The organism is Pseudomonas sp. F-14 TE3482, from assembly GCF_053629455.1.
Genome location: NZ_JBRJII010000001.1, coordinates 507,134 through 519,830, shown reverse-complemented (window position 1 = coordinate 519,830; position 12,697 = coordinate 507,134). Strand labels below are relative to the sequence as shown.

Here is a 12,697-nt window from a genome sequence, read left to right as displayed (position 1 = left end):
CTGCCGAAGGCTGCGATCTTTTGACTTTTCTTGTTAGAAGCTCATATCAACCTTGGTCCAGAGCGTGCGCCCCGGTTCGTTGATGGCTTGCGGATCATTGGCCGGGAAGCCGAAACCGGCGTTGCCGGCCAGGTTCAAGTGTTCGGCGTAAGCCTTGTTAAAGAGGTTGTCGACGCCGCTGCTGACCTTCCAGTTCTTGTTGATCCGGTACGCACCGTTGAGCGAGAACACGCCGAACCCGGAGCTCGTGTCGAAGTCTTTGCCAACCACGTTGCCCTTGTTCCGGTCGATGCGGTTCTGCGCCGCCACCACCCGCCACAAGGCGCCGGCGCTCCAGTTGTCTTCGCTGTAGGTCAGGCCGAAACGGGCATCGAGCGGTGGCATCTGCGGCAGGGCGCTGCCATCGCTGCTGTTCTTGCCCCAGGCGTAGGCCAGGGTCGCGTCGGCTTTCCAGTTGGCCGTTAGCTTGTAGGCCGCGCCGAGTTCGCCGCCCATGATGCGCGCGTCGATGTTCTCGGCTTGCGAGGTCATGCCCATCATCCCCGGCGTGTAGTTGAACAGGATGTAATCGCGCACTTGCCCGACGTAACCCGAGGCCCAGGCTTCGAGGTCTTCGGTCTTGTATTGCAGGCCGAAGTCGAGCTGAGTGGTTTTTTCCGGCTTGATCGAATCGAATGCATTCACCGAACCGGCGGGGCCGGACTTGGGCGAAAACAGCTCCCAGTAATCCGGGAAACGCTGGGCGTGACCGAGGCCCGCGTACAGCGTGGTCGGGCTGTCGGCCAAGTCATGCTCGTAACGGACGAAACCGCTCGGCAGTGTATCGGCGCGGGTGTCGTCGGCCGTCGGGTTCGGCCGGGCCATCATCCCGGAGCCGATGGTCTGCCGATAATCCTTGGCCGACGCGTGATCCAAGCGTGCACCGGTGATCAACCGATCACGGTCGGCGGCGTACCAGGTCAGTTCGCTGAACACGCCGTAGTTGTGGAAGTCGGCGTCCTTGTTGCGCGGCACATCCTTGTAGGCGTCGACGCCCATCGCGCTGCGTTGGCGATGTTCGTTGGTCTGCGCATCCAGGCCACTGATCAGCTGCACATCGGCCCAGCGCCAGGTGGCTTTGATCCGCGCGCCGAGGGTTCGACGGTCGACATTGGAGGCCATGGGGCCGGCCATCATCCCGGTGCCGGACGGCGTGCGCAGGGTGTAGTTGTCCATCACGTGGTCGGCGTAGTTGTAGTAGACCTGCGCCTCGACCTTATCCAGCACTTCACCGATGTTTGACTGCTCGAAGCGCAGGCCGAGGCTTTCGCGCAAGAACTGCGAACCGTCCATGCCACGCCCGGCGTAACGGGCTTCGCCATCGCCCTTGCCGGCGGTCAGTTCCAGCAGCGTGTCGGTGCTCGGAGTCCAGCCGACAGCGACGTCGCCGTTCCACTTGTCATAGCGCGAGGGCACGGTGTCATTGTTGCCGTCCTTGTAGTCGTCGGAATGCGCGGTGTTGCCGATCACGCGCACGTAACCCAACGGCCCACCGGCGGCGGCGTCCACCACTTTGTCGAAACGACCGTTGGAACCGGCCAGCACGCTGGCGTTCACCCGGGTGCCGAGTTCGCCGAAGCTCTCCGGCTCACGGTCGAACAGGACAGTGCCGGCGGATGCGCCGGGGCCCCAGAGCACAGTTTGCGGGCCTTTGATGACGGTGAGTTTGTCGTAGGTTTCCGGCGAGATGTATGAGGTTGGCGCATCCATGCGGCCGGGGCAGGCGCCGAGCATCATGCTGCCGTTGGTGAGGATATTCAGTCGCGAGCCGAACATGCCGCGCAGCACCGGATCGCCATTGGTGCCGCCGTTGCGCACCAGCGCGAAGCCGGGGATGGTTTTCAGGTAATCGCCACCGTCGCTGGCCGGCACCGGTTGGCGCGGGTCCTTGGGGTTGGTGACGATGGTCAGTGGCGAACTTGGCGCGATGGCGGTGATCACCGTCGGGCTAAGTTCTTCGGTGTGGCCGGTGTGTTCATCGGCCTGCACCATCGGTGTCAGCAGCAAGCCGCAAAGAACGGCGGTGGCGTGCCTGAAGCGAATGCGAGATTCGTTCAGGGCAAAAGAAGCCTGGGCAGCGCCCAAACGTGTGTCAGCAGAAAACCTGGACATGACAATTTCCATCGAACAGTCGTAAACGACACGGCCGGCAGCCTGCGGCTGTCTTCTAAACCGTGTGAAATTGGAAGTGGGTGTTTACGCGACGATGGGCGGCGCACGGGTGCGGGCGCCGGGGAAGAAGGTTTGCCGGGCGTGGCCCAGGCGGGTAGCGGGAGTGCTGAAAGTGGTTGTCTGTGGACTGTCGAAGGCGACGAAGGACTGACCGCCAGTGAGCGCCGGGCAATTGAACAGCAGGCTGCAATAGCCGCATTTTTCCCAGAGTGCGTGATGGTCGGCTTTGGGTGGGCAGTGCTCGGCGGCGGGTTGCGCGCCATGTTCCATGGCCGACATGTCCATGGGCATGTCCATCGACATGCTCATGGATACTTTCATCAAAGCCGAGGCGCGTTGATCCATCGGCATCGACTGAGAAATCAGCGGGCCGATAAAGATCATCAGCATGGCGAACAGGCTGATCCAGCTACCGCGCGTCAGGCTCATTGGCTGACGGCGGTGCACGGATGACCGGGTGCCAAGCGGGCGCATGGGCGTTTTCAACGTGGGCGATTTACTGAGCGTGCATATGCTCTTGCATGCCGTCAGGCGCCTTTTTCTGCACCGCGACCTCGACCGTCACATCGCCGGATTTTTCGAAGTGCATCGTCAGCGCGAAGCGCTTGCCGTCGCTCAACAGGCTGCGGTCTTTCAGTTCCAGCAGCATCACGTGATAGGCCATCGGTGCGAAGGTGACTTCGCCGCCAGCCGGAATTTCGACGCTTGGCACTTGCTGCATTTTCATCAGGTCGTTTTGCTTCACGTGCTCGTGCAATTCGGCCTTTCCCGAAATTGGCGAGTCAACGCTCAGCAGTCGATCGGCGGTTTTGCCCTTGTTGTGAATCACGAAATACGCCGCGACGGTGGGCGCGTTGGGCGGCAACTCTTGCGACCACGGATGGGCGATCTCAAGCTCGCCAGCCTTGTATTCGTGAGCATTGGCAAAACAGGCAGGCAGCAGCAATACAGCCAGAACGATGAGTTTGTTCAACATGGCAGTTCTCCAGAACGATTCAAAACGCAGGTCAATTGCGAGAAGGAATCACACCAGAGGGGACGCGCGGGGGTTGAGACTCGGCCATTGCTGGCGCGGTGTAGGGGTGTCGAGCGTGGCAGGTGGCAGGCTTCGATTAGCCTCGAAACGCGCAAAATACAGCTGCGGCGCATGCCCCGGCAGCGCCACCAATGGCGCAGAGCCCGAACAGCACCAGCAATGCTGCATGTTGGAATGATCGTCGCCCTGCGGAGCTTTCTGCTCGATATCGCCCAGGGAAATCGCCACCAGCCTGGTGCCATTGGAAGAGCAGAAACTGCCCCACAGCAACTGTTCGGCCGGCGATTTCGCCGTCTGCGCCATCGCTCCAGACATCGGCATGGCGAGCATGTTGAACAGCACTGCAAAGCAGGCAATCCAGGCAAATGCGAGCCGTTGTCGGGACATGAGGACAGATCCGGTTGAGTGGGCAATCAGGCGCGGCTATTTAGCCTGATCAGGGGCGATAAGTAAAAAGACCGCGTGCGGTGTGGTGTCGCAGTGAAAGACGTTCACGGCCTTCATGATAGTCGCGAATTCCAGATTACCGGTGCTGCGCAGTGACAGCATTCTTGCCGGGATCACGTTCAGTGAGGCCGCAACCGCCAAGATCGCAGCCTTCGGCAGCTCCTACAGTTGGAATGCGTACTCCTGTAGGAGCTGCCGAAGGCTGCGATCTTTTGGGGCCAGTAAAGGTTAATTACTTCAGCGCTTCCAATACCTGTACGACCGAACAAAACTCCCGCTCAACCCCCGGCAACACCGGCCGCTTCAACACCAGCACCGGCACTCCACGTTCCCGCGCCACTTCCAGTTTTGGTTCGGTGGCGGTGCTGCCGCTGTTCTTGCTGATCAGCACATCAATCTGCCGACGCTCGAATAGTTCCCGTTCATCCTCAATCAGAAACGGCCCACGCGCGCCAATCACTTCGCAGCGTTCGTTGCCCGGATAAACGTCCAACGCACGCAACGTCCAGAATTGCTCCGGCGGGATTTCGTGCAGGTGTTGCAGCGGTTCGCGGCCGAGGGTGAACAGCGGTCGGCGGAAGGGTTTAAGCGCTTCGATCAATTCGGCCCAGTCGCTGACTTCGCGCCAGTCATCTCCGGCTTGTGGTTGCCAGGCCGGACGCCGCAAAGCCCAGCACGCAATGCCGCTCAACTTCGCGGCGGTGGCGGCGTTCTGGCTGATTTGCGCTGCGTAGGGATGGGTCGCATCCAGCAGCAGGTCGATGCCTTCATCGCGAATGAACTGCGCCAGACCTTCAGCGCCGCCATAGCCGCCAACCCGAATCTGGCAGTTCAGATCCTTCGGCACACGACCGACACCGGCCAGGCTATAGATGTCTCCCGGTCCCAGGGTTCGGGCGATGGCCAGAGCCTCAGTGACGCCGCCGAGCAACAACACGCGCTTCATTGAAAAACTCCTGCATGGCCGACAATCCCGCCCTGGCGATCGATGGCGAATACTTCGACCTGAACCTGCGCTGGCACCACGCTGCGGGCAAAGTCCAAGGCGTGCTGGCACACCGCGTCTCCGAGGGCGATCCCGGCAGCACTGGCCATGGCCAACGCCTGCTGACTGGTATTGGCTTCGCGGATCGCTTGTTGCAACGCCTTATCCGCGCCGACCGCCGCGGCCCATTCGGCCAGTTGCGGCAGGTCGATGCTTGAATGCCGACTGTGCAGATCCATGTGACCGGCCGCCAGTTTGCTGATCTTGCCGAACCCGCCGCACAGGCTGAGTTTATCCACAGGTACTTTGCGCAAGTGCTTGAGTACCGCACCGACGAAGTCGCCCATTTCGATCAGGGCGATTTCCGGCAAGTCGTAGACCCGGCGCATGGTGTCTTCGCTGGCGTTGCCTGTGCACGCGGCGATATGCAGGTAGCCATTGGTTTTGGCGACGTCGATGCCTTGGTGGATCGAGGCGATGTAGGCCGCGCAAGAGAAGGGCCGGACGATGCCGCTGGTGCCGAGGATCGACAGGCCGCCGAGAATCCCCAGGCGTGGGTTCATGGTTTTCAGCGCCAGCGCTTCACCGTCCTCGACGTTCACCGTGACGTCGAAACCGCCTGGGTAATCAAGCTCCTCGGCCAGCAGCGTCAGATGGTCGGTGATCATCTTGCGCGGCACCGGGTTGATCGCCGGTTCGCCGACGTTCAGCACCAGCCCGGGCCGTGTGACGGTGCCCACCCCTCGACCGGCGCTGAAGCGAATGCCCGGCTCACTGTGCAAGCGCACCTGGGAAAAGAGCAGGGCGCCGTGGGTCACGTCCGGATCGTCGCCGGCGTCCTTGATCGTTCCGGCTTCGGCGCCGTCGTCTGTCAGCCGACAGAATTCCAGGCGCATTTGCACCTGTTTGCCTTTGGGCAGAATGATCTCGACGGCGTCCGCTTCCACGCCACTGAGCAGCAGGCGTGCCGCCGCGAGGCTGGTGGCGGTGGCGCAGCTGCCGGTGGTCAGGCCGCTGCGCAGCGGGGCGGGTTGTTCGGCGGTTTCGTCACGCATCGAGGGGTTTCGTCACGTCTAGCAAGGTAATCGGTAGCGCCTGACGCCAGGTGTCGAACTCACCCAACGGTTGCGCCTGAGCGACATGAATGCGGGTCAGTTCACCGCCATGCCGTTCGCGCCAGGCCATCAGGGTCACTTCGCTTTGCAGGGTGACGGCGTTGGCCACCAGTCGACCGCCGGGTTTGAGTTGCGCCCAGCAAGTATCGAGTACGCCTTCGCGGGTGACGCCGCCACCGATGAAAATGGCGTCCGGGCGTTCCAGCCCATCCAGGGCTTGGGGCGCGCTGCCGCGAATCAATTGCAGGCCGGGGACGCCCAAGGCATCGCGGTTGTGTTCGATCAACAACTGCCGCCCTTCATCCGCTTCGACGGCCAGCGCCCGGCAGCTCGGATGAGCGCGCATCCATTCGATGCCGATCGAACCGCTGCCGGCGCCGACGTCCCACAGCAGTTCGCCGGGAACCGGGGCCAGGCGCGCGAGGGTAATGGCGCGCACATCGCGTTTGGTCAGTTGGCCGTCATGCTTGAAGGCAGAGTCTGGCAACCCGGCGAGTCGGGACAGGCGTGGCGTATTCGGTTCGGCGATGCATTCGATGGCGATCAGGTTCAGATCGGCAATCAGCGGGTCGTTCCAGTCGTTGGCAACACCCTCGATGCGTCGTTCGGCTTCGCCGCCCAGATGTTCCAGCACGGTGAGGCGACTGGGCCCGAAACCGCGCTCGCGCAGCAATGCCGCGATGGCCGCCGGAGTCTGGCCGTCGTTGCTCAACACCAGCAAGCGCATACCGCTGAACACATGGGCGTTGAGTGCGGCGACGGGGCGGGCGACCACCGACAGTGTCACCACATCCTGCAACGGCCAGCCCAGGCGAGCGGCCGCCAGTGACACGGAAGACGGAGCGGGCAGGATCGTCATTTCCGCGCTGGGCAGTTGCCGCGCCAGGCTGGCGCCGACGCCAAAGAACATCGGGTCGCCGCTGGCCAGTACACAAACCGGCTCGCCACGCAGCGCCAGTAACGGCTCAAGGGTAAACGGACTGGGCCACAACTGGCGTTCGCCGCGAATGCACACCGGCAGCAAGTCCAGTTGGCGCTGGCCGCCGATGATCCGCGAGGCGGCCATCAGGGCGCGCCGGGCGTTCTTGCCCAGGCCCTTGAAGCCGTCTTCACCGATTCCCACAACCGTTAGCCAGGGTGTCATGCCGTTCCTTAATCCAGGGTTGATCTTCAAGGGCGGCATGATAACGCGGCTGCCGGTATCTGACGCGGGTCGGTTGTCGGAGAATGTTTAACCGATAGCGGAAACTTAATGTTGTGCAAAAGCGGTTTGCTTAATGCGTGTTTTTGCTAGTTTGGGTTCGGCTTAAATCGGTTCAATGGAAGTTCTGATTTAACGACGAAGAGTTTTTTTTAATAATTGCCAAGTTGGAAGAGATATGGATATCAATTCAGATAACATTCGCAGTAATGCAATCGCCGTGAATAATATGTTGTTCACAGGCATCGGGGGCCAGACTGCAGCCGACAACCATTTTGTAAAGAATTGCGTTCTACTCGCGCAGATCAAGGCGGACGAACTTTACAACAGCAGTACCCAGCCTGCTGAATGGTTTGATCACTTTGCCGGCATTCTCTGGTCATTTGGCTGGAGCCTTGAGGAACAGCCCGTCGTTCGGGTCCAGCGCGAATTTTCCGGAAGCGTGCAGGAGGCATGGCGGAAGTTGGCGGCGCCGTTGCTCACTCGTTCCCAATTGGCACAAGTTGAAGCAGGACTTGCAGCGCTGGAAAACGATGCGGCGATCCTGAAAAAGTTTACCGCCCTGAGTGGCAAGACTTTCAACTCGCATATTTTGCCGATCAGTTATAACGCCAGCGGCGAGTTGGTCGTGGTACTCAGTCACATCCGGTTTATCAAGATGGTCCTCAATACCACCTATCTGTTTTGGCAGATCCATCAGCCGATGTCGCAACTGGATATTCGCGCCAGAAAACTGGTGATCAAGCGCCGGGCGATGGAGGCCCATCGAGCGAGCGTTGAGCAGGCCCTTCGCGAGATCCCTTTCAAGCTCGAAGAGTACGAACTCTGAACAGCGCCAGGCTGCGTAATGTGTAGCCTTGGCGGTTTCCGACCGGCAGGCATTTTCATGCGCTCGGGCAAAGCAGGCATAATGGCGACCTTTCGCCCACCACAGCGCTGCCAGCCAGCCGGTCACCCCTTTGAACGAACGCCCGATGTCCACCGCTTTACGCCCCTCGGCCTGTCCGGGGTTGCTGCGTATCGTCCAGGCACTGGATGGCGGCATCTGTCGGATCAAATTGAACGGCGGCTCGATCAGCGCTGCCCAGGCTGAAGCGGTGGCCAGCGCGGCCGAACGGTTTGCCGGGGGCGTGATCGAGGCGACCAACCGCGCCAATCTGCAGATTCGCGGGATCGGCAGCGAGCAGACGGCACTGATCGACAGCCTGCTCGCCGCCGGATTGGGCCCGCGTACCGCCGCTGGCGACGATGTGCGCAACCTGATGCTCAGCCCGGCCGCCGGGATTGATCGGCATAGGCTGTTCGACACGCGCCCGCTGGCGGAACAGATTCTCGCCACCCTGCAAAGCCACGAACGCTTTCACGAACTCAGCGCCAAGTTTGCCGTGCAACTCGACGGCGGCGAGGCGTTGGCGATGCTCGAACATCCCCATGATCTGTGGTTGTCTGCTGCTGAGCGAGACGGCGAACGGTTGCTGGCATTCGGTCTGGCGGGTTGCCCCACGGACACGCCCGCAGGTTCAGTGTCACTTGAGCAAGGACACGCGTTGGTCGTTGCAGTGCTGGAGTTGTTTCTCGATTTGGCGCGGCCCGATCAAACACGGATGCGTCATGTGCTGGCCGAAATCCCGGCCGCGGATTTTCTCGCTCGCCTGGCCGAGCGTGTGCCCTTGAACCCGATCACCGATTGGCAGCGTTCATTGAGCCCGTACGCTCTGCACATCGGCGTTCATCTGCAGGCTGGAACCGAATATGTCTATATCGGTGCCGTGCCGCCCTTGGGGCGGCTCGATCCCGTCATGCTCAGAGGCGCGGCGCAACTGGCGCGCGAGTTCGGCGACGCGAGCCTGCGTTTCACCCCATGGCAAAGTCTATTGCTACCCACTGTTCGAAAAGAACAGGCGCCCGAGGTCATTCGGCGCCTGGAGCAACTGGGCCTGCTGTGTGAACCCGATCAGCCCTTGTCACGGTTGATCGCCTGCACCGGTTCCGCTGGCTGCGGCAAAGGCCTGGCCGAGACCAAGAGCGACGCCTTGCAATTGGCTGCGCTGTTGCAACGCCACGATCAAACGCTGCATGTGTCCGGTTGCCAGCGTTCCTGCGCCGCCGCCCATGGGGTGCCGGTCACGTTACTGGCCGTCGCACCCGGTCGCTACGACCTCTATTTTCGCGATGCGGGGCAGCCGGGTTTCGGCGCCCTGCACGCACGCAATCTTACTATTGAAGCGGTCGGCGCCTTGCTCGACGCCCGCCCACGGAGTTCCCTTGATGCTTGATTACATCCGCGACGGTCAGGAGATCTATCGCAACTCCTTCGCGATTATTCGCGCCGAGGCCAACCTCGAGCGCATCCCGGCCGATCTGGAGAAACTCGCGGTGCGGGTGATCCACGCCTGCGGCATGGTCGAGGCCATCGACGGGCTGCAATTTTCCGAAGGTGCGGGCAAGGCCGGGCGTGATGCGCTGGCAGCTGGCGCGCCGATTCTGTGCGACGCGCGGATGGTCAGCGAAGGCGTGACCCGCGCGCGTTTGCCCGCCAACAACCCGGTGATTTGCACCCTGCGCGACGACAGCGTTCCGGAGCTTGCCCGTGAGTTGGGCAACACCCGTTCCGCCGCCGCGCTGGAACTGTGGCGCCCGCATCTGGAAGGCAGCGTGGTGGTGATCGGCAATGCGCCGACCGCGCTGTTTTATCTGCTGGAAATGCTCGACGCCGGCGCGCCGAAACCGGCGCTGATCCTCGGCTTCCCGGTGGGTTTCGTCGGCGCCGCCGAATCCAAGGCGATGCTCGCGGCGGACAGCCGTGGCGTGCCTTTCGTCATCATGCAAGGCCGGCTGGGCGGTAGTGCCATGGCCGCCGCCGCCGTCAACGCCCTCGCCACGGAGATCGAATGATGCAGCAACCTGGACGTTTGATTGGCCTGGGCGTCGGCCCCGGTGATCCGGAACTGATTACCGTCAAAGCCTTGCGCCTGCTGCGCGAATCGCCGGTGGTGGCGTACTTCGTCGCCAAGGGCAAAAAGGGCAACGCCTTCGGCATCATCGAAGCGCACCTGCAGGACGCGCAAACCCTGCTGCCGCTGGTTTACCCGGTGACCACCGAAGCGCTGCCGGCGCCGTTGTCGTATGAACAAGTGATCAGCGATTTCTACGATGCGGCTGGCGAACAACTCGCCGCGCATCTGGACGCTGGCCGTGACGTGGCGGTGATTTGCGAAGGCGATCCGTTCTTCTACGGCTCTTACATGTACCTGCACGACCGTCTGGCCGAACGCTATGAAGCCGAAGTGGTGCCGGGCGTCTGCTCGATGCTCGGCGGTGCGTCGGTACTCGGTGCGCCGCTGGTGTATCGCAATCAGAGCCTGTCGGTGTTGTCGGGAGTGTTGCCCCACGAAGACCTCAAGCGGCGACTGGCCGATGCCGATGCCGCGGTGATCATGAAACTGGGGCGCAACTTTCCAAAAGTTCGTCAGGTGCTCGAAGAACTCGGTCTGGCCGAGCGTGCGCTGTACGTGGAGCGCGCGACCATGGCCAATCAGAAAATCGTGCCGCTGGATCAGGTCGAGCCGATGTCCTCGCCGTATTTCTCGCTGATCATCGTTCCCGGTGAAAGGTGGCAAGGCTGATGGCCCATTCCGCTCCGGCGATTGTCATTCTCGGCAATGGCAGCCTCGCCACCGCGCGCAAGATTCAGCAGGTGTATCCGGATGCACTGATCCATGGATTGGCCGAACGGGTCGAAGGCGCGGACCGTGTTTATCAAGAGTTCGGCGCGACCCTGCGCGAACTGTATCAACAGAACACGCCGATCATTGCGCTGTGCGCCGCCGGGATTGTGATCCGCACCCTGGCGCCGTTGCTGCTGGAGAAGGGCGCCGAGCCGCCGGTGCTGGCCGTGGCCGAAGACGGCAGCGCCGTGGTGCCGCTGCTCGGTGGCCTCGGCGGGGTGAATGTCATGGCGCGCGAGATTGCCGCTTGCCTCGACGTCGCGGCGGCGATTACCACCAGCGGTGAGCTGCGTTTCGGCACGTGCCTACTCAATCCCCCCAGCGGCTATGCCTTGGGCGATCTGGAGCTGGGCAAGCGCTTTGTCTCGGACTTGCTGGCTGGCGAACACGTGCGCATCGAAGGCGCTGCGCCCTGGTTGGCGCAAGCACAGTTACCGCAGGATCCCGAGGCTCATTTGTCGATCCATGTCGGCAGCGCCGAACGGACGCCGGCCGCCAATGAGCTGTTGATCTACCCGCGCAGTGTGTTGTTGGCGGTCAGCGCCAGCGTGGCGGATTTGCCCCAGGCGATTCGCGTGGCGCTGCGTCAGGCGCGAGTCGCCGTTCAATCGCTGGCGTGTTTGTTGGCGCCGGTCACGGAGATGGCCAACCCGACGTTGCGCGAAGCGGCGCTTGAGTTGGGTGTGCCGCTGCGTTTTGCGTCGGCTGCCAGCGATGCCAGCGATGCCAGCGAGCTGGCTCGCGAGGCTATTCCCGGCGCGACGATTATCCCGATCGACGCGAACCTGGCGCTGGCAATCGCCGAACAGCCGCTGAACGTTGCGCAGATCGGCCAGTCACGCGGTCGGCTGGCCGTGATCGGCCTCGGCCCGGGCGCTGCCGAATTGATGGTGCCTGCGGTGAAGGCTGAACTGGCCAGAGCCACTGACGTGCTCGGTTATGAAACCTATGTGCGCATGGCCGGGCCGTTTCGCCCTGATCAAGTGCTGCACTGCACCGACAACCGCGAAGAGATGCAGCGTGCCCGTCACGCCTTCGAACTGGCGGCCCAGGGGCGGTCGGTGATCGTGGTCTCGTCCGGTGATCCCGGTGTGTTCGCCATGGCCGCCGCGGTGCTGGAAGCCTTGCACGAGTCGACTGACCCGGCCTGGCACAGCGTCGATCTGGAGATTCTGCCGGGGGTTTCCGCTTCGCTGGCGACGGCCGCTCAGGCCGGTGCGCCGTTGGGGCATGACTTCTGCGTGATGTCACTGTCGGACAACCTCAAGCCGTGGTCGATCATCGAAAAGCGTCTTGACCTGGCCGCCGAAGCCGATCTGGCGCTGGCCTTCTACAATCCGATCTCCCGCTCGCGGCCATGGCAGCTGGGCCGTGCGCTGGAGATCGTCGCGCAGCACCGTACCCCTGAAACCCCGGTGGTGCTGGGGCGCGATATCGGTCGGCCCGGTCAGACGCTGCGGACCACCACACTCGGCGCGCTCACGCCGGAGCAAGTGGACATGCGCACCATGGTGCTGATCGGCTCGTCCACCACTTGCGTGTTCCCCCGCGCCGAAGGCGGTGACTGGGTGTACACGCCGCGCTGGTATGGCAACAAACCCCTCTGCTGAAATCTGGCGGCCCGCCCGGGCCGCCGTCATCACCTCTGTCCGGTTACTTCTCTCGATTGTTTCGGCATTTGTGCGTGTAAGCCTGTTCGGTTGTTTGAGTGGGATTTTTTTACTTGCCACGAAGAATTTTTATTCTGCTTTGTAGGAAATTCTACTTTGATGCCAGGATTTTTAAGGGGGTGACGAATCATTATTTCAGGCGCCTGTTCTGAGGTCCGGCCTATAAAGGGCTTTCCACTATTTTGGCTTGTGAGTCATGACTAAACGAATAAAAGTGCATAAGTCTGTAACGTTGGATGTAATGTTTGTTTTGTAATTAATTGAATTCCTTGTTGGTTGAGCAGTATTGAGTGTCGGGGTAGTT

The 12,697-nt window shown here is 61.8% G+C and carries 12 protein-coding genes; 5 read left to right on the top strand and 7 right to left on the bottom strand.

Features of this window, described 5'->3' with window-relative positions:
• Positions 1-33: 33 nt before the first annotated feature.
• The 7 genes from AB7M26_RS02275 to cbiE form a co-directional block, all read right to left on the bottom strand.
• On the bottom strand, positions 34-2,151 hold the full coding sequence (locus AB7M26_RS02275) for a TonB-dependent copper receptor (protein ID WP_123499740.1): 2,118 nt from the start codon (positions 2,149-2,151) through the stop codon (positions 34-36).
• 84 nt (positions 2,152-2,235) lie between these two features.
• Positions 2,236-2,685 carry a DUF2946 domain-containing protein gene (locus tag AB7M26_RS02270; RefSeq protein ID WP_123499737.1) on the bottom strand — a complete coding sequence of 150 codons (450 nt, stop codon included), beginning with the start codon at positions 2,683-2,685 and terminating at the stop codon, positions 2,236-2,238.
• Positions 2,686-2,707: 22 nt separating this feature from the next.
• The gene (locus AB7M26_RS02265; RefSeq protein WP_123499735.1) at positions 2,708-3,187 is read right to left on the bottom strand and encodes a copper chaperone PCu(A)C; all 480 of its coding nucleotides are present in this window, start codon (positions 3,185-3,187) and stop codon (positions 2,708-2,710) included.
• Between the two features lie 48 nt (positions 3,188-3,235).
• Positions 3,236-3,634 (bottom strand): DUF2946 domain-containing protein, encoded by a 399-nt coding sequence (locus AB7M26_RS02260; protein WP_123499733.1) that lies wholly within the window; start codon positions 3,632-3,634, stop codon positions 3,236-3,238.
• Positions 3,635-3,926: 292 nt separating this feature from the next.
• Positions 3,927-4,640 carry a cobalt-precorrin-6A reductase gene (locus AB7M26_RS02255; RefSeq protein ID WP_123499731.1) on the bottom strand — a complete coding sequence of 238 codons (714 nt, stop codon included), beginning with the start codon at positions 4,638-4,640 and terminating at the stop codon, positions 3,927-3,929.
• On the bottom strand, positions 4,637-5,734 hold the full coding sequence (locus tag AB7M26_RS02250; RefSeq protein ID WP_123499729.1) for a cobalt-precorrin-5B (C(1))-methyltransferase: 1,098 nt from the start codon (positions 5,732-5,734) through the stop codon (positions 4,637-4,639). Before AB7M26_RS02250 ends, AB7M26_RS02255 begins: the two co-directional genes overlap by 4 nt.
• Positions 5,727-6,938, bottom strand: a complete 1,212-nt coding sequence (cbiE, locus tag AB7M26_RS02245) for a precorrin-6y C5,15-methyltransferase (decarboxylating) subunit CbiE (RefSeq protein ID WP_123499727.1) — start codon at positions 6,936-6,938, stop codon at positions 5,727-5,729. Before cbiE ends, AB7M26_RS02250 begins: the two co-directional genes overlap by 8 nt.
• A 235-nt stretch (positions 6,939-7,173) precedes the next feature.
• On the opposite strand from cbiE, the gene AB7M26_RS02240 reads away from it, so the two are divergent.
• The 5 genes from AB7M26_RS02240 (at position 7,174) to cobJ (ending at position 12,333) form a co-directional block, all read left to right on the top strand.
• A complete protein-coding gene (locus AB7M26_RS02240) occupies positions 7,174-7,824 on the top strand; it encodes a hypothetical protein (RefSeq protein WP_123500862.1) in 651 nt (216 codons plus the stop codon).
• Positions 7,825-7,969: 145 nt separating this feature from the next.
• Positions 7,970-9,271, top strand: coding sequence for a precorrin-3B synthase (gene cobG, locus AB7M26_RS02235; protein WP_123500864.1), 1,302 nt, complete (start codon positions 7,970-7,972; stop codon positions 9,269-9,271).
• Positions 9,264-9,890, top strand: coding sequence for a precorrin-8X methylmutase (locus AB7M26_RS02230; RefSeq protein ID WP_007907400.1), 627 nt, complete (start codon positions 9,264-9,266; stop codon positions 9,888-9,890). The genes cobG and AB7M26_RS02230 overlap by 8 nt, the downstream gene beginning before the upstream one ends.
• Positions 9,890-10,621, top strand: coding sequence for a precorrin-2 C(20)-methyltransferase (locus tag AB7M26_RS02225; protein WP_030128260.1), 732 nt, complete (start codon positions 9,890-9,892; stop codon positions 10,619-10,621). Before AB7M26_RS02230 ends, AB7M26_RS02225 begins: the two co-directional genes overlap by 1 nt.
• Positions 10,621-12,333, top strand: a complete 1,713-nt coding sequence (gene cobJ / locus AB7M26_RS02220) for a precorrin-3B C(17)-methyltransferase (protein WP_123500866.1) — start codon at positions 10,621-10,623, stop codon at positions 12,331-12,333. The genes AB7M26_RS02225 and cobJ overlap by 1 nt, the downstream gene beginning before the upstream one ends.
• Positions 12,334-12,697 lie beyond the last annotated feature (364 nt).

Bases quoted from the DNA above. Each gene is read 5' to 3' on its own strand.
- AB7M26_RS02275 (WP_123499740.1), bottom strand. From the start codon at position 2,151: ATGTCCAGGTTTTCTGCTGACACACGTTTGGGCGCTGCCCAGGCTTCT.
- AB7M26_RS02270 (WP_123499737.1), bottom strand. From the start codon at position 2,685: ATGCGCCCGCTTGGCACCCGGTCATCCGTGCACCGCCGTCAGCCAATG.
- AB7M26_RS02265 (WP_123499735.1), bottom strand. From the start codon at position 3,187: ATGTTGAACAAACTCATCGTTCTGGCTGTATTGCTGCTGCCTGCCTGT.
- AB7M26_RS02260 (WP_123499733.1), bottom strand. From the start codon at position 3,634: ATGTCCCGACAACGGCTCGCATTTGCCTGGATTGCCTGCTTTGCAGTG.
- AB7M26_RS02255 (WP_123499731.1), bottom strand. From the start codon at position 4,640: ATGAAGCGCGTGTTGTTGCTCGGCGGCGTCACTGAGGCTCTGGCCATC.
- AB7M26_RS02250 (WP_123499729.1), bottom strand. From the start codon at position 5,734: ATGCGTGACGAAACCGCCGAACAACCCGCCCCGCTGCGCAGCGGCCTG.
- cbiE (WP_123499727.1), bottom strand. From the start codon at position 6,938: ATGACACCCTGGCTAACGGTTGTGGGAATCGGTGAAGACGGCTTCAAG.
- AB7M26_RS02240 (WP_123500862.1), top strand. From the start codon at position 7,174: ATGGATATCAATTCAGATAACATTCGCAGTAATGCAATCGCCGTGAAT.
- cobG (WP_123500864.1), top strand. From the start codon at position 7,970: ATGTCCACCGCTTTACGCCCCTCGGCCTGTCCGGGGTTGCTGCGTATC.
- AB7M26_RS02230 (WP_007907400.1), top strand. From the start codon at position 9,264: ATGCTTGATTACATCCGCGACGGTCAGGAGATCTATCGCAACTCCTTC.
- AB7M26_RS02225 (WP_030128260.1), top strand. From the start codon at position 9,890: ATGCAGCAACCTGGACGTTTGATTGGCCTGGGCGTCGGCCCCGGTGAT.
- cobJ (WP_123500866.1), top strand. From the start codon at position 10,621: ATGGCCCATTCCGCTCCGGCGATTGTCATTCTCGGCAATGGCAGCCTC.